The sequence below is a fragment of the Tianweitania aestuarii genome (assembly GCF_018457165.1).
Lineage (GTDB): Bacteria > Pseudomonadota > Alphaproteobacteria > Rhizobiales > Rhizobiaceae > Tianweitania > Tianweitania aestuarii.
The window spans coordinates 122,746-146,559 of record NZ_JAFMNX010000002.1 but is presented as its reverse complement, the minus strand read 5'-3'; the positions used below and the strand labels follow the sequence as shown (position 1 = coordinate 146,559).

23 protein-coding genes are annotated in these 23,814 nt (G+C 61.0%); 6 read left to right on the top strand and 17 right to left on the bottom strand.

Annotated elements, in window-relative coordinates:
* Positions 1-48 precede the first annotated feature (48 nt).
* Positions 49-1,629, bottom strand: coding sequence for a trimethylamine methyltransferase family protein (locus tag JYU29_RS08890; protein WP_213984460.1), 1,581 nt, complete (start codon positions 1,627-1,629; stop codon positions 49-51).
* Between the two features lie 303 nt (positions 1,630-1,932).
* Here JYU29_RS08890 and JYU29_RS08885 point away from each other — a divergent pair, with 303 nt between their 5' ends.
* Positions 1,933-3,111, top strand: a complete 1,179-nt coding sequence (locus JYU29_RS08885; protein WP_213984459.1) for an MFS transporter — start codon at positions 1,933-1,935, stop codon at positions 3,109-3,111.
* Between the two features lie 287 nt (positions 3,112-3,398).
* Here JYU29_RS08885 and mmsB read toward each other — a convergent pair whose 3' ends face one another.
* From mmsB to JYU29_RS08870, 3 genes are all read right to left on the bottom strand, one after another.
* Positions 3,399-4,295, bottom strand: a complete 897-nt coding sequence (gene mmsB / locus JYU29_RS08880) for a 3-hydroxyisobutyrate dehydrogenase (RefSeq protein ID WP_213984458.1) — start codon at positions 4,293-4,295, stop codon at positions 3,399-3,401.
* 103 nt (positions 4,296-4,398) lie between these two features.
* On the bottom strand, positions 4,399-5,574 hold the full coding sequence (locus tag JYU29_RS08875; RefSeq protein WP_213984457.1) for an acyl-CoA dehydrogenase family protein: 1,176 nt from the start codon (positions 5,572-5,574) through the stop codon (positions 4,399-4,401).
* Between the two features lie 225 nt (positions 5,575-5,799).
* Positions 5,800-6,585 carry a TSUP family transporter gene (locus JYU29_RS08870; RefSeq protein ID WP_213984456.1) on the bottom strand — a complete coding sequence of 262 codons (786 nt, stop codon included), beginning with the start codon at positions 6,583-6,585 and terminating at the stop codon, positions 5,800-5,802.
* A 123-nt stretch (positions 6,586-6,708) separates the two neighbouring features.
* Between JYU29_RS08870 and JYU29_RS08865 the strand changes: the two genes are divergently transcribed.
* Positions 6,709-7,140 carry a tellurite resistance TerB family protein gene (locus JYU29_RS08865; protein ID WP_213984455.1) on the top strand — a complete coding sequence of 144 codons (432 nt, stop codon included), beginning with the start codon at positions 6,709-6,711 and terminating at the stop codon, positions 7,138-7,140.
* Here JYU29_RS08865 and JYU29_RS08860 read toward each other — a convergent pair.
* The 5 genes from JYU29_RS08860 to JYU29_RS08840 form a co-directional block, all read right to left on the bottom strand.
* On the bottom strand, positions 7,124-8,884 hold the full coding sequence (locus JYU29_RS08860; RefSeq protein WP_213984454.1) for an ABC transporter ATP-binding protein: 1,761 nt from the start codon (positions 8,882-8,884) through the stop codon (positions 7,124-7,126). The two genes, JYU29_RS08865 and JYU29_RS08860, sit on opposite strands and share 17 nt — an antisense overlap.
* Positions 8,881-9,750, bottom strand: a complete 870-nt coding sequence (locus tag JYU29_RS08855; protein WP_213984453.1) for an ABC transporter permease — start codon at positions 9,748-9,750, stop codon at positions 8,881-8,883. The genes JYU29_RS08860 and JYU29_RS08855 overlap by 4 nt, the downstream gene beginning before the upstream one ends.
* The gene (locus tag JYU29_RS08850; RefSeq protein ID WP_213984452.1) at positions 9,747-10,694 is read right to left on the bottom strand and encodes an ABC transporter permease; all 948 of its coding nucleotides are present in this window, start codon (positions 10,692-10,694) and stop codon (positions 9,747-9,749) included. Before JYU29_RS08850 ends, JYU29_RS08855 begins: the two co-directional genes overlap by 4 nt.
* 52 nt (positions 10,695-10,746) lie before the next feature.
* On the bottom strand, positions 10,747-12,228 hold the full coding sequence (locus JYU29_RS08845; protein WP_213984451.1) for an ABC transporter substrate-binding protein: 1,482 nt from the start codon (positions 12,226-12,228) through the stop codon (positions 10,747-10,749).
* An 89-nt stretch (positions 12,229-12,317) separates the two neighbouring features.
* Positions 12,318-13,595 carry an acetylornithine deacetylase/succinyl-diaminopimelate desuccinylase family protein gene (locus JYU29_RS08840; protein ID WP_213984450.1) on the bottom strand — a complete coding sequence of 426 codons (1,278 nt, stop codon included), beginning with the start codon at positions 13,593-13,595 and terminating at the stop codon, positions 12,318-12,320.
* Positions 13,596-13,716: 121 nt separating this feature from the next.
* Here JYU29_RS08840 and JYU29_RS08835 point away from each other — a divergent pair, with 121 nt between their 5' ends.
* On the top strand, positions 13,717-14,145 hold the full coding sequence (locus tag JYU29_RS08835) for a L,D-transpeptidase (protein ID WP_431192853.1): 429 nt from the start codon (positions 13,717-13,719) through the stop codon (positions 14,143-14,145).
* A gap of 3 nt (positions 14,146-14,148) precedes the next feature.
* Here the strand turns inward: JYU29_RS08835 and JYU29_RS08830 are convergent, their stop codons facing one another.
* The 7 genes from JYU29_RS08830 to JYU29_RS08800 all read right to left on the bottom strand — a co-directional run bounded on the left by JYU29_RS08830 (position 14,149) and on the right by JYU29_RS08800 (position 20,249).
* Positions 14,149-15,114, bottom strand: coding sequence for a lipid A biosynthesis lauroyl acyltransferase (locus tag JYU29_RS08830; protein WP_213984448.1), 966 nt, complete (start codon positions 15,112-15,114; stop codon positions 14,149-14,151).
* The gene (locus JYU29_RS08825; protein ID WP_213984447.1) at positions 15,114-16,139 is read right to left on the bottom strand and encodes a zinc-binding dehydrogenase; all 1,026 of its coding nucleotides are present in this window, start codon (positions 16,137-16,139) and stop codon (positions 15,114-15,116) included. Before JYU29_RS08825 ends, JYU29_RS08830 begins: the two co-directional genes overlap by 1 nt.
* A complete protein-coding gene (locus JYU29_RS08820) occupies positions 16,139-17,407 on the bottom strand; it encodes a beta-ketoacyl-ACP synthase (RefSeq protein ID WP_213984446.1) in 1,269 nt (422 codons plus the stop codon). Before JYU29_RS08820 ends, JYU29_RS08825 begins: the two co-directional genes overlap by 1 nt.
* A gap of 27 nt (positions 17,408-17,434) precedes the next feature.
* Complete coding sequence (locus JYU29_RS08815; RefSeq protein ID WP_213984445.1) at positions 17,435-18,601, bottom strand: beta-ketoacyl-ACP synthase; 1,167 nt, start codon at positions 18,599-18,601, stop codon at positions 17,435-17,437.
* A 20-nt stretch (positions 18,602-18,621) separates the two neighbouring features.
* Positions 18,622-18,909 carry an acyl carrier protein gene (locus JYU29_RS08810; RefSeq protein WP_213984444.1) on the bottom strand — a complete coding sequence of 96 codons (288 nt, stop codon included), beginning with the start codon at positions 18,907-18,909 and terminating at the stop codon, positions 18,622-18,624.
* 213 nt (positions 18,910-19,122) lie between these two features.
* Positions 19,123-19,599, bottom strand: coding sequence for a pyridoxamine 5'-phosphate oxidase family protein (locus tag JYU29_RS08805; protein ID WP_213984443.1), 477 nt, complete (start codon positions 19,597-19,599; stop codon positions 19,123-19,125).
* 80 nt (positions 19,600-19,679) lie between these two features.
* Complete coding sequence (locus JYU29_RS08800; protein ID WP_213984442.1) at positions 19,680-20,249, bottom strand: histidine phosphatase family protein; 570 nt, start codon at positions 20,247-20,249, stop codon at positions 19,680-19,682.
* 161 nt (positions 20,250-20,410) lie between these two features.
* On the opposite strand from JYU29_RS08800, the gene JYU29_RS08795 reads away from it, so the two are divergent.
* From JYU29_RS08795 to JYU29_RS08785, 3 genes are all read left to right on the top strand, one after another.
* Positions 20,411-20,668, top strand: a complete 258-nt coding sequence (locus tag JYU29_RS08795) for a DUF2171 domain-containing protein (protein ID WP_213984441.1) — start codon at positions 20,411-20,413, stop codon at positions 20,666-20,668.
* Between the two features lie 115 nt (positions 20,669-20,783).
* Complete coding sequence (locus tag JYU29_RS08790; RefSeq protein ID WP_213984440.1) at positions 20,784-21,734, top strand: AEC family transporter; 951 nt, start codon at positions 20,784-20,786, stop codon at positions 21,732-21,734.
* 63 nt (positions 21,735-21,797) lie between these two features.
* Positions 21,798-23,255 (top strand): NAD-dependent succinate-semialdehyde dehydrogenase, encoded by a 1,458-nt coding sequence (locus JYU29_RS08785; RefSeq protein WP_213984439.1) that lies wholly within the window; start codon positions 21,798-21,800, stop codon positions 23,253-23,255.
* Positions 23,256-23,301: 46 nt separating this feature from the next.
* On the opposite strand, the gene JYU29_RS08780 is transcribed toward JYU29_RS08785, so the two are convergent.
* Complete coding sequence (locus JYU29_RS08780) at positions 23,302-23,751, bottom strand: Lrp/AsnC ligand binding domain-containing protein (RefSeq protein ID WP_250157317.1); 450 nt, start codon at positions 23,749-23,751, stop codon at positions 23,302-23,304.
* Between the last annotated feature and the right edge of the window lie 63 nt (positions 23,752-23,814).

The window sequence follows — 23,814 nt, the reverse complement described above, 5'->3', positions numbered from 1 at the left end:
TTTACGTCCGTGCGATCAGAGTTTGAGTCAGGTGATTGAAGCTTTGAATCAAAAGTCGGTCGGCGCGCCGCCCTCGGCGCGGCGCTTGTCCACAAAAGCATCGAGCTCTTCGCGGATGGAGGGGTCCATGGGTGGCTGTTCGTAGACGGCAAGGCGTTCTTTGAACACACGGTTCGCCTTGTCGAGCGCCGTTGGGCTGCCGGCTTCCGCCCAGCTTTCGTAGTTGCGCCAATCCGACAGAACCGGCGAGTAGAAGGCATTCTTGTAGCGAGATTGGGTGTGCGGCGTGCCGAAGAAGTGCCCGCCCGGGCCCACATCGCGGATCGCATCCACCGCCAGAGCATCCTCTGAAAGATCAAGCGGGGTCAGATATTCGGCCACCATTTGCAGGAGATCGATGTCGAGGATGACCTTCTCGAAGGACGCGCGCAAGCCGCCTTCGAGCCAGCCGGCCGCATGCATCATGAAGTTGCCGCCGCCCTGGATCGCGCCCCACAGCGAGAACACACTTTCATAAGCGGCCTGCGCATCCATGGCGTTGGCGGCGCAGGTGTTCGAGGTACGGTAGGGGATGTTGTAGCGTCGTGCCAGTTGCCCGCCGACGCTCTGGGCTTTCATGTATTCGGGCGTACCGAATGCCGGCGCGCCCGACTTCATGTCGACATTCGAGGTGAAGCCGCCATAGGCCACCGGCGCGCCCTTTTTCACCATCTGGGCGAAGGCAAGACCGGCCAGCGCTTCCGCATTTTGCTGCACAAGCGCTCCTCCGATCGTAACCGGGGCCATCGCCCCCGACAGGGTGAAGGGCGTTACCACCACGACCTGACCGGCCGAGGCCATCTGGATGATGCCTTCCATCATCGGAATGTCGAGCTTCAGGGGCGAATTGGTGTTGATGATGGTGAAGACGGAAGGCTCACGCTCCAGCTGCTCGCGGCTGATCCCGCGGGCAATGCGCGCCAGCTCTATGCCGTCGACGTTGCGCTCCTTGCCCAGCGAATAGATGTGGAAGACCTTGTCGGTCAGAACAGCCAGATCGCGGATGCATTCGAGGTGGCGCACCGATGGGTGGATGTCGATCGGCTCTACCGGGTAACCGCCGGTGAGATGGATGATGTTGTGCATCTGCGCCAACCGCAGGAAGTTGCGGTAGTCTTCCTGATTGCCGGGCCGCCGCCCGCGATCAATGTCCGAGCAGTTCGGTGCGGAAGCCACCATCGCAAAAACGATGTTGTTGCCGCCGAAGGTGACGTTATGCGCGGGGTTGCGCGCATGCAGTGTGAACTCGGAAGGCGCATGGGCGATCAGGTCGAGGATCAGGTCGGCGTCGAAACGCACGCGGTCAGAGCCTGGCTCCACATCCGCGCCGTGCTCCTTCATGATCTGCTTGGCACCTTCATGCAGCACATCGACACCGATCTCCTTCAGCACGCGAAGCGAGGCGAGGTGGATCGATTCCAGCTCGTCGTCTGAGACGATGCGGGTCGGCGTAAAAGGGATCTTCAGCTGTCGGAAAGCGGGCTGCTCAAAGGCACTTGCCCCACCGATGCGCTTGCCGGCGCGACCGCCGCCGCGCCGCAGCCGATCGGTCAATGGCGCAAGATCGCTGAGCAGGGGAAGATCGGTCATGGCACGGTCTCGGTAAGCGGAATCGCACCAGTATCATGGCCCCACTGGCAAATCAGATGTGACAGGCCGACGACCAAAAGCGCCAGCAAAGCGACATGCGCACGTCTGTTGTAGCGCTAATCGTCGGCCGACCCCTCCCTTGGACAAATCGTCCCGACGCCGGATTGTGTCGCTGCTCCGATGGCGGCGTATGAAGTGCCATGTTAGCTGCGCTTTTTTCGGCTTTCGACGCCAAGCGAGTCGCGCTTGCGTTAGCCGTTCCAAATTCACCTGCATTGCCATGGAATGGGGAGCTAGTATCCGATGTTGCGACCCGAATTGGCGCCCGAGGCCGCCGCCAAGACACCTGTCCCTTGGCTGGCGATCGCTGCAGTAACAGCCACGGTTTCTGTGTTTGCGATCGCGCAGGGACTGTCTTACCCGCTGCTCAGTTTCATCTTGGGGCGGCAGGGCGTATCGCCCACGATGATCGGTCTGTCGGCGGCCATGTCGCCGCTGGGCATGATGATCGCAGCCACACAGATCCCCGCAATCGTGAAGCGGCTGGGCGGCATCATGACCGTCACGCTGTGTTCGTTTACATGCGCAGTTCTGTTCGCGCTGATCGGGCTGACACAGAATGTGTGGCTGTGGTTTCCGCTGCGCTTCCTGCTCGGGATGAGCGTCATCCCGCTTTACGTCTTGAGCGAGGTCTGGATGATGTCGCTCGCGCCGCCGCAACAGCGCGGGCGCTTCATGGGTGCGTATACGTCCATCATTTCCCTTGGCTTCGCCAGCGGTCCGGCTACGCTTGCGGTGATCGGCACCAGTGGCTTGCTGCCTTTCGCCCTCGGCTTTTCAGCCTTCGTGATCTGCGGCCTGTTTGTACGTCTTGCCGCATCACGCCTGCCGCCGTTCCATGAAGATGAGCAGCAGGGGACGGTTCGCCGTTTCCTGCCGGCGGCACCCACCTTGCTGGTCGCAGTCTGGGTGGCGGCGGCAACGGAAACCTCCATGCTGGCTTTGTTTCCGACCTATGGCCGAGCCATCGGTCTTGGGGAGAATTCGCTGGCAACGCTGCTGACCGTGTATTTCTTTGGCAATGTCGCTTTGCAGGTCCCGCTCGGATTGTTGGCTGAGCGGCTGAGCGCGCGAACGGTCATGGTGCTTTGCGCCCTGTTCGCGACAACCGGTTGCGCCCTTCTGCCGCTTGTTCTCGGCACACCGTTCCAATGGCCGACCATCTTCTTCTGGGGCGCCTTTTCCTACGGAATGTACACGATGTCGGTGGTCGAACTTGGCCAGCGCTTTTCCGGTTCGATGCTGGTTGCGGGCAACGCGGCCTTTGCGATGATGTGGGGCTTCGGTGGGATTGCCGGACCGCCGATGTCAGGCGGCTTCATGCAGGGGCTTGGTCCGCACGCTCTGCCTCTCGTGCTTGGATCTTTCAGCGCCGGGCTTTTGCTGCTGGGTGTCGTGCGTGCGCGCATTCGCGCGACTTAGGTGAGGTTGACTTGTGGCAGACAGGACGTGATCGGCACGTCAACTGGACGCCCAATGGCAAAAACCGCGTTCGCATTCCTGCGATCGCGGCTTTGCCAGTGAAACGCTTGGCACTTCGCAAACTGAACACAGCGAAGCTTACTGCTCCGGTACGCAATACCTGATCCGGAGCGGGTGGCGGTGGTTTCGACCGCCATGCACATCCTTATAGAGGGACATCGTTACTGCCTGGTTACGGAGTCCTAAAGCAAAACTTAAAATGCGGATTAAGTTGAGCCTATCGGCGATCAGGCCGTTGTTTTTGCAGCATCGTCGCGCAGGAAGTTGATGATGCCCGAGAAGTCCTCGCCGCCATGGCCGAGCGCTTCGAAGCGGCTGAAGAGTTCAGCCGCCTGTGCACCCAGTGGCGTCTGGGCACCGGATGATCCAGCCGCTTCCTGGGCAAGCTTCAGGTCCTTGAGCATCAGCGCTGCGGCGAAGCCTGGCTTGTAGTCGCGATTGGCGGGCGAGGTCGGCACCGGACCGGGAACCGGGCAGTTCGTGGTGATGGCCCAGCACTGGCCTGACGACGTGGAGGCCACGTCGAACAGCGCCTGATGCGACAGGCCGAGTTTCTCGCCGAGCACGAAGGCTTCTGCCGCCGCGATCATCGACACGCCGAGGATCATGTTGTTGCAGATCTTGGCTGCTTGGCCCGCGCCGGAATCGCCGCAATGCACGGAGCGCTTGCCCATGCGCTCAAGGATCGGTTCGGCCTTGTCGAACGCATCCTTGGCGCCGCCCGCCATGAAAGTGAGGGTGCCCGCCTGAGCGCCGACCGTGCCGCCCGACACCGGCGCATCCACCGAAAGCATGTTGTTCTCGGCCGCAATCGCATGCGCCTGGCGTGCGGAGTCCACGTCGATGGTAGAGCTGTCGATGAACAGCGTGCCCGGCTTCGCTTTGGCGACCACGTCGTTGTAGACGGAGACGACATGCTTGCCGGCCGGCAGCATGGTCACGACCACGTCTGCCGATGCCACCGCCGAAGCCGCATCGCCCACGACCTTGACGCCATTCGCTCCGGCCGTCTTCAGGTTGTCGTCCACCAGGTCGAAGCCAAGCACGTCGTAGCCGGATTTCACGAGGTTGGCGGCCATGGGATTGCCCATATTGCCGAGGCCGATGAATGCAATGGTGGTCATGGTGAGGCTTCCTCCGAAATGAAGCGGTTAAGTGAGTAGGTGAGTATGGGATTAGGTGAAGGTGAGGGCGGAGAGTGTCTTCAGGCCCGTTTCCCTAATCCCTTCACCGCCCAATCAAACTCCGCGCGATGATCACGCGCATGATCTCGTTCGTGCCTTCGAGGATCTGGTGGACGCGCAGATCGCGCACCAGCTTCTCGATGCCATAATCATGGAGATACCCGTAACCGCCATGCACCTGCAGTGCGTCGTTGACGACGTCGAAGCCGGTGTCGGTCACAAACCGCTTGGCCATGGCAGACCACTTGCCAGCGTCATGGGCCTTTGCGTCGAGCTTCGAAGCGGCGGTGTAAAGGAAGATGCGCGCGGCTTGCAGCGCGGTCTCCATGTCAGCCAGCTTGAACTGCAGCGACTGAAAGCGGTCGATGGTCTGGCCGAATGCCTTGCGTTCACCCGCATAGGTCAGCGCCTTGTCGAGCGCCGATTGCGCGCCGCCCAGCGAACAGGCGGCAATGTTGAGACGGCCACCGTCGAGGCCGGCCATGGCGATGCGGAAGCCTGCCCCTTCGCCACTCAGGACGTTCTCGGCCGGCACTTCGCAGTCGGTGAAGATAACCTGGCGTGTCGGCTGCATTTTCCAGCCCATCTTCTGTTCTTCCGGACCGAAGGAAAGGCCAGGCGTGTCCTTTTCGATCACGAAGGTGGAGACACCCTTCGGACCATCCTGGCCCGTGCGCGCCATCACGACGTAAAGCTCGTTTTCGCCCGCGCCCGAGATGAACTGCTTGGTGCCGTTCAGCACATAGCTGTCGCCATTGCCGCTCGAGCGAACAGCCTTGGTGCGCAGTGCGGCGGCGTCAGAACCGGCGCCGGGCTCGGTCAGCGCATAGCTTGCCAGCCATTCCATGGAGGTGAGCTTGGGAAGGAAACGCTGGCGCTGGCTTTCATCGCCGAAGCGATCGATCATCCAGGCGCCCATGTTGTGGATCGATATGAAAGACGAGAAGGCAGGGCAGGCGGTGGCGAGCGCCTCGAAGATCAGAACGGCATCGAGCCGGCTCAGTGCCGAACCGCCGACATCGTCGTTGACGTAGATGCCGCCAAGGCCCAGCGCTGCGGTTTCGCGCACCACGTCGCTTGGGAAGAAGCCGCGCCGATCCCAAGCCAGCGCATTCGGCGCAACCCGATCGGCTGCGAAAGCCTGCACCATTTCCTGAATGGCACGCTGGTCGGAGTTCAGCTCGAACTGACCCGTTTCCGTTTCAACCGCCGCGTCCATGGCATCCTCCCAATCTGCGTGTTTTCGTTCGATCCTAGTCATTCGGCAGAATGCTTCCAATCCGCATCGGCGCACAATGGCTGTGCATGATCGCGCAAGCAAACAAACGTTTGACCAGTGGTTCTCGGCACTGTCGATAGCGCCGAACGGCCGCCTATATCAAGACGTGATTATCCGATCACCCGCTCGTACGAACGCGTGCTCAGAGCCTTGCCGATAAAGGTCTTAACCGAACAGGTAGGTGTGGAACGGGTTGTTTTGGTCGAGCATCAGCTTGATCGCCAGCGCCACACAAGTGACAACCAGCAGCGGGCGGATGAGCCGCGATCCGACCCGCATGGCAAGCGTTGCGCCAAGTCGCGCGCCGAGAAACTGCGCCACGCCCATGACGAGGCCCGCCTTCCACACCACCACGCCAACAAACGCGAAAGCACCGAAGCTACCGACGTTGGAGGCAAAGTTCAGCAGCTTGGTATGCGCCGTCGCCCTCAACAGGCCGTAGCCGGCCAATGTCACGAAGGCGAGCATGAAGAAGGATCCGGTGCCCGGACCGAACAGGCCGTCGTAGAAGGCAATCAGCGGCACCACGGTGAAGCTGAACAAGAACGGTGTCATACGCTGCGCGCGGTCGACATCGTCCATGGAAGGCTTGAGCGCGAAGTAGAGTGCGATCGCGACTAGCAGAAAAGGCAACACCAGCTGCAGCCATTCGCCTGGCAGAACGGCAGCCAGAAGAGCGCCGAACATGCCGCCGATGCAAGACGCAACGGCCGCCGGCAGCTGACTGCGCAAATCGACATGGCCTTTCTGGGCATAAGCGATGGTCGATGATGCCGACCCGAACAGCCCCTGCAGCTTGTTGGTGCCAAGCGCTTCAACCGGCGGGAAACCGGCCAGCAACAAGGCCGGAAGGGCAACGAGGCCTCCGCCACCTGCAATGGAATCGATGAAGCCGGCCACAAAGGCCGTCATGGCAAGAATGGCCAGAAGGTGAAAAGTCAGTTCAGGCATGAGGATGCAACTCGTAGCGGATTGAGGCATAAGACATCGAACAGTTCGGCAATAGCCGCTCCAGCAGCGATATACGCGGCGAGCTGTGCTTGGCCGAACGAATAATGGGGATTGGAGCAAACGATGCCGCAGGGGCTTATCAACAAACTGAAGTCGGTGTTCGGCGCCGAAGATGCCGTCGCTCGGGTAGCGGAAGATCCAATTCTCACGGCAGAACTCCTGCTGCTTTTCCGCATGATCCTGGCTGATGGCGAGATCAGCGATGCGGAACTCGAGACCTTGCGTCGGATCTGTCAGGGATCGTTCGGCATCGACGAAGCCGATCTCGATGATGTCGTGGATTACCTTCGCACCTACGGCTACGAAACGAGCGTCGCGCAGTCTCTGGCGATCTTTCGCCGTCTTGATCATGATCGGAAGCAGTTGCTGGCGCGGCATATGGCCGAGATCGCCAAGGCCGATCATCACCTGGAAAAGCAGGAAGTCCAGCTTCTCGCCCGTGCGCTAAAGCTGCTCGAGATTGAACCGTCCGAGATCGTCAACGCACCGCGCTGATGCGTCCAGCTCTGGCCGCGAGCGCCCTGTTCAGATCGGGTGCCGCAGCCACCAGCGCTTTTGCGGCGTCGGATTGGGGATGGTCGAGGATTGCCCCGGTTTCACCGCTCTCAACGATGCGGCCGTCATGCATCACCATCACATCGTCGGTGATGGCGCGCGCCACGGTCAGGTCATGCGTGATAAACAGATAGGCGACGCCCAGACGCTCGTTTAGTTCGGCGAAAAGATCCAGCACCTGCGCGCGGATCGAGACATCCAGCGCCGACACCGGCTCATCGGCAACGATCAGTTTCGGACGAGTGATGATGGCGCGTGCGATCGACAGGCGCTGGCGTTGCCCGCCTGAGAACTCATGCGGATACTTGTCCATGTCTGCCGGGGAAAGGCCAACCTGGTCCAGCGCTTTACCGACCATATCACGGCGTTCGTCGCGCGATGGCTTTGTTTGCAGGAGATGCAGAGGCTCGGCGATCAGACGTTCGACGCGGTGGCGTGGATTGAAGGAGCCGTAGGGGTCCTGAAACACGACCTGCATGTTGCGGCGGGCATCGCGCAGGTCGGCATCCCTGCTTGTTTCCAGCCGGTGGCCGTCGAAAGTGATCGAGCCGGAAGACGGGCGGTCGAGCGCCAGGATCATCCGCGCCAGAGTGGACTTGCCGCAACCGGACCGGCCGACAAGCGCAACGGACTGACCAGAACGCACGGTGAAGCTAACGTCATCAACTGCGCGGAATGACTTTTCGCGGGAAAACAGACCCGTGCGCCGGCCAGCATAATCGCGGGTGACGGACTGAACGGTGAGGAGCGGCGGCAAGGTGGCATCGCGCTTTGTACGTGAACCGGCCTTGGCCGGAAGGCGTTCTTTAGCGGCTTGCGCGGCAGCAGAATGCTCGAGGTTTGATGAGGACTGGGCCGCGGTTGCTGGTTCGATGTTACCCGTCAGAACAGACGGCGATATGCTGCGTCTGTTTACCGGCACATGGGCAGAGGCTTCAGCGAGCTGCGCCGTGTAAGGATGCGCTTTTGCCTTCAGCACGGCCGATGTTTCGCCGCTGTCGATCACCTTGCCATAGCGCATAATGGTGATGCGGTCAGCCATCTCGGCGACGACGGCCAGATCATGGCTGATCAGCAGAAGGCCCATGCCTTGCTCGTCAACCAGATCGCGCAAGAGATCGAGAATTTGCTTCTGCAAAACCACGTCGAGTGCAGTGGTGGGCTCATCGGCCACCAGCAGCTTCGGCTTCAACGCGCAGGCAATTGCGATCACCACACGCTGACGCTGGCCGCCGGACAGTTGATGCGGATAGCGTGTCAGCGGGAACTTGGATTGGGGCAGACCGACGCGATCGAGCATGCGGGCTGCACGGGCTTCCGCATCGGCCCGGCTGGCCTTGGTATGCCAGCGGATGCCTTCTGCGACCTGCTCGCCGATCGTCTTGACGGGGTTCAAAGCCGTCATCGGCTCCTGGAACACCATGCCGATGTCATCGCCACGCAGTGCCAGCATCTCGGCTTCTGTAGCGTGAAGAATATCCTTGCCGTCGAAGGAAAGACGACCGCCGGTTTTTGCGCCATAGGGCAGAAGCTGCATCAGGGTCAGCGCTGTCATCGACTTGCCGGACCCGGACTCGCCTACGACGCCCATGACCTCACCCTTTTCGAGCGCGAGGTCGATGCCTTCCAAGATCGGCAGATTGCCGATCGACAAAGTCAGTTTTTCGATCTCAAGCAGGCTCAACGAACGCGCCTCAGCCGGGGGTCGAGGATATCGCGCGCGCCATCGCCGAGCAGGTTGAGGCCGAGAACGGTAATTACGATGGCAAGGCCGGGAAAGATCGCCAAATGCGGTGCGCTCATCATGCGGGTCTGGGCATCAAACAGCATGCGGCCCCATGACGGCATGGGCGGCTGTGTGCCGAGACCAAGGTACGAAAGTCCGGCTTCGGCCAAAATGCCGAGCGCGAACTGGATCGTGCCCTGAACCAGCAAGAGGCTGACGATGTTGGGCAAGATGTGCTCGATGGTGATCAGCACCTTGTTCTTGCCGGATGCACGTGCGGCCAAGATGAATTCGCGCGGCCAAATCGAAAGAGCGCCGGCCCGCGCTACCCGGGCAAAAACCGGAATGTTGAAGATACCGATCGCAATGATGGCATTGGTCGCCCCCGGCCCGAAGATGGCGGTGATCATGATGGCCGAAAGCAGTGCGGGAAAGGCAAAAACCAGGTCATTGACGCGCATGAGCGTCTCATCGACCCAGCCGCCACTTGCCGCTGCATAACAGCCGAGTGGCACGCCGATAATGATGCCGATGCCGACGGCCAGGATCGCGACGGCAATGGAGGCGCGTGCGCCGACCATGATCATCGAGAAGATATCGCGGCCAAAATGATCGGTGCCGAAAAGGTGCTCGGCTGAAAGCCCCTTCATCTTGTTGAGCACGGACAGTTCGGTGACCGGATAAGGCGTCCAGATGAACGACAGCAGCGCCATGCCGGCAATGACCAGCGTGATGAACGCGCCAACCACGAATGAGCGGTTGCCGAGCGCCATGTGCAGGAAGCTTTGGCTTGGTGCAGTGGTTTGCGCCGGAAGGGTGCTCATGCCGACTCGCGTAGCCTTGGATCAACCACTGCGTAAGCGAGGTCGACCAGGATGTTGACCACGATCACCGAGGCGACCAGCAGCATCACGACGCCTTCCACCACGATAAGGTCCCGCTGAGTGATGGCCTGGAAGATCAGGCGGCCAAGGCCAGGCAGATAGAAGACGTTCTCGATGATGATCGTGCCGGCCAGCAGGAAGGCGAATTGCAGGCCGAGAATGGTCAGCACCGGGATCATCGCATTGCGCAGGGCATGACGACGCAATACGCGACCGCGTGGCAGGCCCTTGGCACGAGCGGTGCGGATATAGTCCTCACCGAGCACGTCCAGCAGGGCTGAGCGCGTGACGCGGGCCAGGATCGCGGCTTGTGGTAGAGCGAGTGCGATGGCTGGCAGGATCAGCGACTTGATCCCGTTCCAAATGCCACCGCTCCAGCCCGGAAAGCCTCCGGCCGGCAGCCATTGCAGCCAGACCGCAAACAAGTAGATCAGGAGAAGGGCGAACCAGAAGTTCGGAATAGCAATGCCGAGTTGTGCCGTACCCATAGACAGCGTGTCCGGCAATCGACCCCGGCGCGCAGCCGCGAAGATGCCGACGGGCAGCGCGATAATGGTCGATAGAACCAGCGACATCAGCGCAAGCGGCAGGGAAACGATCAGCCGTTCGCGAATGAGGTCGGCCACCGGCGAGGAATAGGTGTAGGAGCGTCCGAAATCGCCCATCAGCAGGCCGCCGGCCCAATGCAGGTAGCGCCAGAGGAGCGGCTCATCGAGGCCCATCTGCGTTCGCAGACTGGCGAGCGCTTCCGGGCTGCCGCTCATGCCCAGCATGATCTGCGCCGGATCGCCCGGCAGCACTTCCATCACGCCGAACACGACGATCGATGCGAGCAGCAGCGTCGCAAAGCCGATCAGGATTCGGTTCAGGATGTAGCCGGTCATGCGCGGAGAACGGCCGGTAGGCCGTGCCGTTGATCCTGCTGCTCGAGCACGCTTATTCCGTCCACTTCACCTTGGTAAGGTCATTAGCGGGAATTGGCGTGTTTTCCCAAAGACCCTCCAGCTTCGCATCCCAGACGCCGAGTTTCGGCAGCTGGAACAGGAAACCGACCGGAGCATCATCGGCCAGGATCTTCTGCGCTTGGCCGTAAAGCTCCTTGCGCTTGGCCTCGTCAGTCGTGACGTTCAGCTCTTCTATGACCTTGTTGAAGGCAGGATTCTGGTAGCCGATGTAGTAGTCGGGGCGGGCATAGATGTCGATGTCGTTGGGCTCGACATGGCTGATGATCGTCAGGTCGAAGTCCTTGCCGGTGAAGACTTGTTCCAGCCACTGCGCCCATTCCAGCGGGATCAGTTCGACATTGATGCCGACCTGAGCGAGCTCGGCGGCAATGATCTCGCCGCCACGGCGTGCATATTGAGGCGGTGGCATCTTCAAGGTCACGTTGAGGTTGGTGACACCGGCTTCGGCCAGCAGCGCTTTCGCTTTTTCGACATCATGCGGATACGTGCCAGTCAGGTCGACATAGGCGGAGTTGTGCGGAGCGAAGTGGGAGCCGATCGGGATTCCCAAGCCACCTTCCGAAGCGCCCGCGATGATCTCTTGGCGGTCTAGCGCATAGGAAATCGCCTGGCGCACCATCTTGTTGTCGAATGGCGCCTTCTTGTTGTTCATCGACAGGATCGTCTCGCCTTCGGTCGAGCCGATGACGACCTTCAGCCGCGTATCCGCCTTGATCTGCTCGATCGCATCACCCACCGGGGCGTTGGGGAATGCCTGTACGTCGCCGGAAAGCAGGGCGGGCACAGCCGCCGCCGCATCCGGAATGATGCGAAATTCGGCCTTATCGAGCGAAACCGGCTCACCCCAGTAATCCGGGTTCTTCACCAGCGTGATCGACGAGCCGCGCGCCCAGTTCTCGAAGCGGAAAGGACCGGTGCCGACAGGCTTTTCCTTGTTGGTTGCGGCACTTTCGGAACCAACGATCACCGCATCCCCCCAGCCGAGATTGTAGAGGAAGTTGCCCTGCGGCTGCTTCAGCGTAATCTTCACCGTGGCGGGATCGACGACGTCGATCGTGTCGATCTGCGCGAACAAAGCTTTCTGCGCGTTGACGGTGTCTGGTGCGATCGCGCGTTCCAGCGAGAACTTGACGTCTTCTGCATTGAACTCCGTGCCGTCGTGGAATTTGACGCCGGTATGAAGCTTGAACGTGTAGGTCTTTCCGTCCTCGGAGATTTCCCAGCTCTCAGCAAGAGCCGGCTGCACCTCGCCGGTGGGTCCGATCTTGGTCAGACCCTCGAACAGGTTTGTATAAACGACCTCGTCGATCGCTGCTGCGGCACCTGCGGTGGGGTCGAGATGCGGTGATTCGAGCACCATGCCAAGCACGAGATCGGTGCGGGCGGCAAAGGCTGCCGTGCCGGTCGAAAGCACGAGCAGGGTTGCCGCCAGAACGGATTTCCACTTGGTCATCGTCTACCCTCCGCAGATTTGGTCTGCTTGATTGAAGCTCGAAAGATCGCTCGAGTAAATCGGCATTCTCGTCATACAGGATAAGCTGGTTAGATTTCTCCACCACCCAGAAGCCGCCGCAGGGCCAGCGCCATGACCTTTGCGGATTGCACCATGTCCTCGATTCCAACCCATTCGTCAGGCTGATGCGCGAGGTCAAGGATGCCCGGACCATAGGCGATGCAATCGTAGATGTGGCCGATGCGTGCGATATGCTTCTGGTCGTAAGTACCGGGAGAGATGACGTAATCCGGTGCTCGGTCGAAGATCGCGTGAATACCTTCCGCCACCGCTTGCACAACGGGCGCATCGCGCTCGGTCATGGTTGGCTTGACCTCCATGAGGTCGCGGATCGTGTAATCGAACTTCGGCCGATCTGATTTCAGCCGGTCGAGGATGGTGGTGACTTCGCTTTTCACCGCATCGAGATCTTCTTCAAGCAGGAAGCGGCGGTCGATCACCAGACGGCAGGTGTCCGGTACGGTTGGAGAGGGCAGGCCGGGGCGGAAGTCCTCGGTCTGACCACCGTGAATTGAGTTGATGTTCATCGTGGATCGCCGCGCGCCTTCCGGCACCACCGGCATCTGCGTCTGCTTCTTGTCGAGCGCAGGAAACAGCTCGTCTTCAAACGCCTGAAGCAGCGCACCCATATGGCGCACGGCCGAGTCGCCCAGAAATGGCATAGAGCCATGGGCAATATGGCCCTTCGTTTCGATCTCAGCCCACCACACGCCGCGATGGCCGAGGCAGATGCGGTCCTTGTTCAAAGGCTCTGGAATGATGACGTGGTCGACGCGCGGAGCGGAAAAGTAGCCCTTGCCGGCGAGATAAGCGACGCCGCCATAACCGCCGGATTCTTCATCCACCGTGCCGGAAATCTCGATCGCGCCATCGAAGTCGGGATTTTCGGCGATGAACGCTTCGGCCGCGATGATGGAGGCGGCGAGCCCGCCCTTCATGTCGCAGGTGCCGCGGCCATAAACGCGACCGTCCTTTACCTCGCCACCGAACGGATCGACCGTCCAGCCTTCGCCGGCCTCCACCACGTCGATATGTGAGTTGAAATGAACGACCTTGCCGGGTCGCTTGCCTTCGTAACGTGCAATGACATTGGTGCGAGGATAACGGTCCGTGTCACCTGGAGTGCCTTCTCCGCGCACATATTCGACCGCAAAGCCGCCAGCCATCAGGCGCTCGCCGATATACTCCGCACAAGGTGTGTAAGCTTCGCCGGGCGGATTGATCGTGGGAAAGCGCACGAGGTCCTGAGTGAGGGCGATGAGATCATCGACTCGATCGTCGATGGCACGGAGAAGCTTGTCTGTCATACCGCGATATCATCAGCGTCGCGGCCGTCTGGCAAGCGGCTGGGCCGAAACTCCCACCTGATTCACGCACGATTCAGCTCCTGCATCTAGGTTGAGCAGCAGCAGGATTTCGGAGGGTATGATGGCGAAGATCTGGGCGGGGTTGGCAATTGTTGGTCTTTCTTGCGTGACGCCGAGCTTGGCCGATGCTGCGACGGTGGTGGCGCGCGTCGATCTCGCGTCACAGACGATGACGGTCAGCCGGCAGGGCAAGCTTCTTTACACGTGGAAGGTATCGACCGCGCGCAAGGGCTACGATACGCCTGCCGGCACCTGGCGGCCTTACCGCATCCACAAGCTCTGGAAGTCGCGCAAATATGACGATGCGCCTATGCCTTACGCCGTGTTCTATGACAGGGGTTGGGCGGTGCATGGCACCAATGCCGTCAGCCGACTGGGACGACCGGCCTCGCATGGCTGCGTTCGGTTGGCCACCAGCAACGCCAAGGCCTTCTATGATCTGGTTCGCGAGGTTGGACCGGGCAACACGCGCATCACTGTTGCGAACTGACGCTCAGGCGGCGGGCTTCGCCGCTATTTTTCTCTTCTTGCGCTTGCTGATCTTCCAGCGCTTGTGGAACCACATCCACTGGCCAGGATCTTCCCGCACCCAGCCTTCCACAATGTCGTTGAGGAGCTGTGTGGTGCCGGCCACATTGATGCGGCCGTTGGCGTCACGTGGAAGCACCAAGGCTTCCTGCATTTCGAGCCGATAACGATTGTTCGGCAAACGAATGCAGCGGGCCGGGTGCACGTCGCATTCGTAGTTGCGCGTCAGCTTCGCCACCAGTGGACTACTTTCGCAGGCGCGACCGAAAAAGGTGGTGGGCACGCCCTGCATGAAGTGCTGGTCGACGAGAACACCGACATTGCCGCGATTTTCCAGGATGCGTGCGACGCTGAACGCCACGCCCCGGCGCGATGCCAGCAGCGAACCCATGGCGCCGGAGCGGCGGCGCAGCACATAGTTCGCGAGATAAGGATTGTTGGGTGGCCGGAACATCGACGTCATCTGCAGGTCGAACGTCGCCGCCACGATCGGCAGGAACTCGAAATTGCCGAGATGACCGGTAAAAAACAAGCGCGGCTTCTGCTCGTCGCGAAGGCGGTGGAAGATCGGTTCTCCGACCTTGTTGATCTCGACGCGGTTTTCGCCGTTCGTTTCCGGGTTGAAGTCGAACAGCTTGTCCAGAAAGACATACTCGGTCGCGAGCCGACCCATATTTCCCCACATGTCGCGGGCAATTGATCCATGCTCTTCCGTCGACTTCTCAGGGTATGCCTGCCGCAGATTGTCGACCGCGACCTTGTGGCGGCCGGTGAGTGGGCCGAGCGTACGGGCGAACTTGTCTGCAAAGTTGAGCGCGGCATCCGGTGGTGCCAGCCGCAGCAGGGCCATGACGCCGAACACGAGCTGCGCGACGATCCAGTATTGGAAAAGCTCGAAGCGGTTCCTGAGGGTGGCGATAAAGACCCGCATCACACCCGCAGAATGATCTTGCCGAATACGTCGCGACCTTCCATGCGCTTCAGCGCCGTGTCGATGTCGTCGAAGCTCACTTCGGTATCGATCATCGGGTGAACGAGGCCTTGCGCCATCTTCTGCATGGCGTTCGCCATGTTTTCCATGCGGCAGCCGAAGGAACCGAGCAGCTTCAGCTGCTGCTGGAACAGCTGCATCAGGTTGATCTGTGTTGAAACGCCGGAAGTGGAGCCGCAGGTGACGAGGCGGCCGCCCTTCTTCATCGACAACATGGAGCCGGCAAACGTATCGGCGCCGACATGCTCGAACACCACATCCACGCCGCGCTTCTTCGTGAGCTTACGCACCACGCCTTCAAAGCGGTCTTCGCGGTAGTTGATGACGTGGTCGGCACCCAGCGCCTTGGCTGGCTCGATCTTTGCGTCGGAGCCAACGGTGGTGATCACCGTGCAGCCCATCTTCTTGGCAAGCTGGATCGCTGCCGTGCCGATGCCTGAGCCGCCGGCGTGAACCAGGATCGTTTCGCCGGGCTGCAGCTTGGCATTGTCGAACAGCATGTGTTCGACCGTTCCAAAGGTCACCGGTGCCAGGGCTGCCGCGACATCCGACACGCCGGGAGGGGCGGGGACGAGGAGGCGCGCCGGCAGATTGATGCGTTCCTGCGCAAAGCCATCGAGGTGGAAGCCGTGTACGCCCTGCACATGTTCGCAGAGGTTGTCGCGCTTCTCGACGCAGTTCTTGCAGCGGCCGCAGGTACGCGCGCCGTAGATTGAAACCAGTTCGCCCGGACGCAGGTTCGATACGCCGGGACCGACTGTCTCGACCACGCCGGAGGCTTCCGCGCCAATCACCAGCGGCATCTTGCGCTTGGCAAAGGCCATGCCGCGCCAACCCCACACGTCGATGTGGTTAAGCGCAACGGCTTTGATCACGACGGTGACTTCACCTAGCTCAGGCGCGTCGGGTTCCGGCAGATCGACCGTTTCAAGCCGGCGGTCTTCGATCAGCTGCAAAGCGCGCATCAGTTTGGCTCCCGTGCCAGTGCAAGACAGGCGTTCTGGCCGCCGAAGCCGAAAGAGTTCGACAGGATCGCGCGCACATCAGCGTCGCGCTTCACATTGGGTACGACGTCGAGATCGATTGCCGGATCCGGATGGTCGTAGTTGATCGTGGGCGGCAGCACGCCTTCCTGCATGGTGAGGAAGGAGAACACGGCTTCCACGGCACCAGCAGCCGAAAGCGTATGACCGATCATCGACTTGTTGGAAGAGACCGGGATCGACTTGATGCGCTCACCGAAGACGGTCGATAGCGACAGATGCTCCATCTTGTCGTTTTCCGGCGTCGAGGTGCCATGCGCGTTCACGTAATCGATGCCGTCGATGCCGAGGCCAGCGTCTTCAAGCGCAGCCTTGACCGCAGCGATGGCCGGCGAGCCGTCCGGCTTGGAGCGTGTGCGATGGAAGTCGTCGGCGCGCTCGCCGCAGCCCTGCAGAATGCCGAGCACCTTGGCACCCCGGGCGCGAGCGCTTTCCAGCGATTCCAACACCAATGCCGCGCCGCCTTCGGCGAGCACAAAGCCGTCGCGGTCCTTGGAGAAGGGGCGGGATGCCTTTTCGGGGGCTTCGTTGTGCGTGGACAATGCCGACAGCAGCGAGAAGCGGATCAGCGCTTCAGCGGAGGCCGAGCCGTCGGCGCCAATGGCAAGGGCGCGGTCGCTTTCGCCACGGCGGATTGCTTCAACGCCGAGCTGGATTGCGGTGGCCCCGGATGCGCAAGCGGTGGACAGCGTGATCGGCAAACCGCGTGTGCCGAAGCGAGCGGACAGCGCATCGGCGATGTAGCCAAACTGCGAGCCTTCAAACAGCGCGCGATCGTTGCGCGACCGAGCGGCGGTCAGCAGGCGAGCGTAGCCTTCTTCGTCCTCCTGGCCGCTGTAGAGCGCAAAGCGGTCAGCCCATTCCATTTCAATGGGTGGGGAGGCCAGGAAGAGAGGGCCGCCGAAATCCTTGCCAAGGCCTGCCTGAGCAATGGCTTCTTCAGCTGCCTTCGCCGCGAGTTCCTCGGTCAGGGCCGAGTTGCCCTTGCCGCTTGACGGCAGGAAATCCACCATGCCGGAGATGGTGGTGCGCAGATGGTCGGTCGGGAAGCGGGTGATCGGATGAATGCCGGACTTGCCGGCAGTCAGCGCCGCCCAGTTCTCGGCCTTGCCGACGCCGAGCGAGGTTACAACGCCCAGACCGGTGACGGCCACGATAGGCCTGCCAAGATGATCCACGGTGCTCGTCATGGTGGTTCCTTGCCGTAGGGGCGGGACTCAGGCGCGGCTGAGGGCCGCAACGCCGCCGTAGCGACGATAACCGAAGCTGGTGGCAACTGCCATGTCCAGCGGGCCCGAGAACGGTGCTTCGCCGGAAGCCATCCGGGCGGGCGCTGCGCCGTGCGAGACGGCAAGCGCTGCCAGCGCAACGGCGAACGGGAATTGCGCTTCCTTGAGGTGACCGGTCAGGCTGTTGAAGCCGCGCGGGGTCAAGCCGGCAGCCACCAGCGCGGAGCGTTCAGCATCGGTGATCGTCTCAACGCCGGTGGCGCCGGAAATCGCGAGATGCTGCCCGGATAGGTCGAGTTCGCTGAGCATGTGGGTGATCTGCGCTTCGTCGGGGGCAGCACCTGCAGCCGCGACACGTCCGAGCTTTGCGTAGATCTTGCGGCCGCGGTTTTCGGCGTGCTCGCGTGATTCCAGGACGAGGAAGGCGCCCCCGGAACCGCTGACGATGCCGCCGCCTTGTGCCTTGGCACGATCCCAAACGGGAGCCCAATCACCACGATGAAGATAGCCGCCGAGTTCGTAGTTCAGCAGCATGTCGGGATGTTCGGTCTGGTAGGATGCACCGACCAGGAGATGGGTGGACTGGCCGCTGCGGATACGCGCGGCAGCGGTTTCAATCGCCGACACGCCCGCGCCTTCTTCTCCCATGAAGGTTCGGGAGGAGCCGGTAACCTTATGAACAATCGAGATATTTCCGGCGAGCAGATTTGACAGCTGCGCCAGGAACAAGGTCGGCCGAAGGTCTGTGGTCAGGCGTTCGTTGAGAAGAACTTCCTTGTCCGAGGTGCTCTGCGACTTTTCGAGAATCGAGGTATCGACGGTGATGTCGCGCTCGCCACCGCCGGCTGCGACGATCATGTCCATGGTGGCGCACAGGGCTTCGTCGCCCTTGATGCCGGCATCGTCGAGGGCGAGGCCGGCTGCGTAGGTGCCGAGGCGTTGCCAGGTTTCCATCTGCCGCTGGTCGGAGCGCTTGGGGATCTGCAGACCCCAATCGAGCTGCGGCAGAGGATGAACCGTGTAGGGCGTGAAGCGGTCGCGATCGAGGGTGGGCTGGGGCTGATCAACGGTCAGCTGCTGCCAATGCTGTCCCGTGCCTTCGCCCAGCGAAGACACGAGCCCGATCCCGGTGATTACGACGTCGCGTGCGCTCATCAGATGTAAGTGTCTGTTATCTAAGAAGCTTTAGCGGCGACGAGGGCGTCGATCTTGGCGCACAGGTTCTTCATGACGAAGTATTCGTCCGTCGAAGCGCGGCCTTCGTTGACGTCCTGCGTCCACTTTTCGAGCGGCACCTTGATGCCGAATTCCTTGTCGATCGCGAACACGATGTCCAAGAAATCCAGGCTGTCGATGCCCAGATCGTCGATCGTATGGCTGTCGGGGGTGATGCTGTCGCGGTCGATCTCGCTGGTTTCAGCGATGATGTCGGCAACCTTGTCGAAGGTGGAAGGCACGGGCAATTCCCTTGCTGATAGCAATCAGTGATGGATTTTGGCCGCGGTTCCTAAATCGTTTTGCGGGTAAGGGGAAGGGCCTTTGCCGAAACCGGGGCTGCCAGCACGATCAAATCGGAGCGCAGAACGGTCGTATGGGAGCGCAAAACAGCGATTTGGCTGAGCAAAAAATGCAAAAAAGGCGGACGATCGTCCGCCTTTTCGCAGCTTGGTGAGAGGTCAGAACGTGACCTTGCCGTGTTCGCCAACATTCGGCGTTCCGCCGGTCACTTTCGTCCGGACAACCTCGAAGGCGTGGAGGATCGAGCTGCCGGTTGCATCCCAATACTGGCCCTCATGCGGACGGAAGGTGATGACGACCACATCGGCCGTTTCGGCATCGCCGTCGAACCATGCGTCGGCATAGGCGTTCCAGAGTTCCTTGATCATCGCGCGATCCTGGCTCTGAGTCGCGGTGCCGGAAAGCGACGCGAAGTCGTTGGTGCTTTCGTTGGCGAAGGTCAGGTTGATGTGACGCTCTTCGCTGATCTCTTCGGTCTTCGGCGCATCGGCGTTAGACAGGAAGCGAACGACGTGTTCGTTCTCGTCGAAATGCGGCGCCATTGGGCGGGAGCGGATTTCCTCGCCGTCATGGGTGGTCAGCATTGCGACCTTGAAGCTGGACAGCATCTTCCAGAATTCTTGCTTATCTTTCACGATATCGTCTCCGGTTTCGGGTCGGGCAAAGAATGCTCGGGAAGCGGGGAAGGTTCCGTGAACGGCTACTTTAAAGCCCGCTAATTGAAGATGATGCGGGCGGCGATGTGAAGGCCTTCGGGGCTGCGTCGCACGATCACCGCTTCGCCTTCACGCGCACCCGAGCCGGTCAGCGAACGGATAACGTCGTCATGGGTGACGAAGACGAGATTGCCCGAGCGGGTGAAGCCTTCCACCAGGGACAGGATCTCGTTCTTCGCCGCTTCCTGGGCGGCTTGGTCTCCCGTTGGATCAAGTGCTGGCAGATCCGTCACGAGGCTGCTGCCGAAGGCGAGGTCGGCAGTTTCGCGGGTGCGGCAATAGCGGCTTGTGTAAACCTCTACGACGGGTTGCGCGCGGGCAGCGATGAGGGAGCCGAGCCGGCGTGCCTGTTGTTTGCCGCGGTCGGAAAGACCGCGCTGGGTGCGGCAATCGTCGAGATCGATCCGGGGCGCGTCTGTCGTGCCGGCGGCATAAGCATGACGCAGGAGAACGACGTGTCCGCCTTCGCGTAGCAAAGCCCATCCGGCTTCGGTGGCGTTGGCCGGTGCGACAAAGGAAACGAGCGGGTTCAGGAGGAGAACAAGCAGCAGGCTGGCGATGCGGATCATGATGATGAGATAGCGACCCGCGACCGGAATGCCAAATCAACGAACAAGGAGTTTGCCGGTGACGCTGCGTGCTGAACTCTTGGCAGGATGAATGCATCTTTCCTGCGGCGGCTGCGTTTCTCGTCCGCACAATCAATCCGTAGATCGAAAAGGATGCTGATATGTCTATTGCCAGCAAGATCAAGGAACATGCCGAGGTTATCGGCGCAGACGGCGTTCACGTCGGCACGGTGGACCGCGTCGAAGGCGAGCGCATCAAGCTGACCAAGAAGGACAGCGGCGAGGGCAATCACGAAGGTCACCATCATTACATCTCGCTCGGCCTGGTTGCCGATGTGGAAGGTGACAAGGTTCGCCTGTCGGCCAATGGCGACGTGGCCGTGACCTTCGAGGAAGAAGAAAGCGGCAAGTCGGCCTGATCGACCCGTTCGCACTTACTGCGACGACCAAATAGCCGGGCCAATAAGCCCGGCTTTTTCTTCGTGAGACGAAAGCCGTGTTGCTCCCTGCTGCGGGCAGGCCTATCGAACTTGCATGCACGCGTTGATCGAAACCATCCTGTTCGTGTTCGGCCTAGTGGCGCTCGGCTATCTTGCCGCGCTGAGCGGCTTTTTGAAACTCGACGTGGGCGAGGCCCTGACGCAGTTTGCGGTCAGCGTCGGTTTGCCGATGCTGCTTTTCCGCACGGTGGCCACCGCAACTTTCGGCGGTACGGCGCCCTGGGCCTTGTGGGTCACCTATTTTTCTTCCGTGTTCATTGCCTGGGGTGTGGCCTTTTTCACGCTCAAGCGGGCGTTCGGGCGTGATGACCGAACGGCCATGACAGGCGGTCTGGCGTCCGGCTTCTCGAACCTCCTGATGCTCGGCATTCCGCTCAGCCTCGGCGTTTACGGTCAGGAAGGCTTCACGACGCTGTCGCTGATCATCTCGATCCATCTGCCGATCATGATGGGTCTGTCGATCCTGTTGTTCGAACTGATGCGGCCAAAAGATCTGGAACGTCCCGCCATGGGGACAGTGCTTCTGGATTTCGGCCGCAAGCTTTTGTCGAACGCCATCGTGATCGGCATTCTGATCGGCCTCGTCTGGCGCTTTTCCGGCGTGCCGATCCCTGCTTTCGTGATGCGCTTCGTGGATGCTTTTGCCAATGCGGCGGTGCCGGTAGCGTTGTTTGCGATGGGCCTGTCGCTGCGCCGCTTCGGCATCGGCGGGCATCTGAAGCCGGTTCTATGCCTGACGGCTTTCAAGCTCGTCCTGATGCCGGCTTCGGCCCTCGTCATCGCCTTGTTGCTCGACATGCCGCCGCTCAGCGCCAAGGTGGCGGTGCTGGCTGCGGCCATTCCAAGCGGCATCAATCCCTATCTGATCGCCACGCGGTTCGGCACGGGACAGGCGCTGACCTCCAACACGATGACGACCTCGACGGCCTTTGCGGTAGGAACCACGGTTGTCTGGCTCTTTGTGGCGGAGCACGTTTTCTATTAACCTGCCCGACGAGCAGGGATCATCCGGGTCCTGAAATGTCGCAGAGAAGCAGGAGGATAGTCGATGCTGCAGAAATACAGCCAGTTCATGAGGGAAGCGAACCTGATCGGCGGCGAATGGGTGCAGGCCGATTCGGGTGCGACGATCGACGTGATCAATCCCGCCACGGGTCTGAAGATCGGCACCGTTCCAAGAGGTGGCCGCGCCGAAACCAAGCGCGCGATCGAAGCGGCGAACGAGACGTTCCTGTTTTACCGCAAGACCTCCGCACTCGAACGCTCCAAGCTTCTGCGCAAGCTGCATGACGCAATCATGGACAATCAGGATTCGTTGGCCGAGCTTCTGACGCTCGAACAGGGCAAGTCGCTTGCCGAGGCCAAGGGCGAGGTCGGGGCGTCGGCTGCCTATATCCTCTGGTTTGCCGAAGAAGCGCGCCGCACCTATGGCGATGTCGTGCCGTCGCCCTGGGCTGACCGGCGCATTCTCGTCACCAAAGAGCCGACCGGCGTCATTGCCGCGATCACGCCTTGGAATTTCCCGTCTTCGATGCTGGCGCGCAAGATCGGTCCGGCGCTTGCCGCAGGCTGTACGGCGGTGGTGAAGCCTGCCTCGCAGACGCCGTATTCCGGTCTCGCCTGGGGCGCGTTGTGCGAGGAAGCCGGTTTCCCGAAAGGGGCGGTCAACGTCGTGACGGGATCGGCGAGCGAGATCGGCGACGAGCTTTGCGAGCATCCGCTGGTCAAGAAGATCACCTTCACCGGCTCCACCGAAGTCGGCAAGATCCTGATCGCGAAGTCTGCTTCGACCGTGAAGAAGGTGTCGATGGAACTTGGCGGCAACGCGCCGTTCCTTGTGTTCGACGATGCCGATCTCGACCGTGCCGTGGAAGGCGCGATTGCCGCGAAGTACCGCAATTCGGGCCAGACCTGCATCTGCACCAACCGCTTCTTCGTGCAGGAAGGCATCTATGACGCCTTTGTCGAGAAGTTCTCGGCAGCCGCCGCCAAGCTGAAGATCGGCGATGGCACGGAGGCCGGCGTGCAGCAGGGCCCGCTGATCGACGAAAAGGCGGTCGAGAAGGTTGAGGAACTGGTGTCCGACGCCAAGGAGAAGGGCGGCACGATCGTCACCGGCGGCAAGCGCCATGCGCTGGGCGGCTCCTTCTACGAGCCGACCGTGATCTCCAACGCGACCCCTGCCATGCGCTTCATGAAGGAAGAAATCTTCGGACCGGTGGCGCCCGTGTTCAAGTTCTCCAGCGAGGATGAGGCGATCGAACTCGCCAACGACACGGAATATGGTTTGGCGGCCTACTTCTACACCGGCAATCTCGGCCGCGCCTTTCGGGTCATGGAAGGGCTGAAATACGGCATGGTGGGCGTCAACGAAGGCATCATCACCACGCCGGAAGCGCCGTTCGGCGGCGTGAAGGAGTCGGGCCTCGGCCGCGAAGGCGGGCATCAGGGCATCGAAGATTATCTCGACACGAAATATGTGAGCATTGGCGGGCTGGGGCTTTAAGCCCAGCCTGGCAGGACTTGAGGGCCCGGTTTCGACCGGGCCTTTTTCATGCGCGGTCGCGTACCGTTTCCATCACTACGAAGGTAGAGGTCTGCGCGACATGCGGCAAAGCGGCGATCTTTTCGCCGAGCGCGCGGCGGTAAGCGGCGATGTCGGTGGTGCGGACCTTGAGGAGATAATCGAAGCTCGCTGCCATCATGTGGCATTGCTCGATCTCGCGCACGGCGAGGGCCGCCTTGTTGAAGGCGTCAAGCGCAGCCGAGGTGGTGTCGGACAGCTTGACCTGCACGAAGGCGATATGACCTTCGCCCATCTTGGCGCGGTCGATGACGGCCTGGTAGCCCTTGATGAAGCCATCGCGCTCCAGACGGCGGACGCGGGCTTGCACGGGGGTCTTGGACAGGCCGACTTTTTCGGCAAGATCGGCCATCGAAAGCCGACCATCGCGGCCAAGCGCTGCGATGATGTTTCGATCGACGCGATCCAAATCGTCCATGGTGATCCTGATTGTAGTTCAACTGGCCTTTGTCATGCCTTTTATAAGGGCGAACGGCGCGTT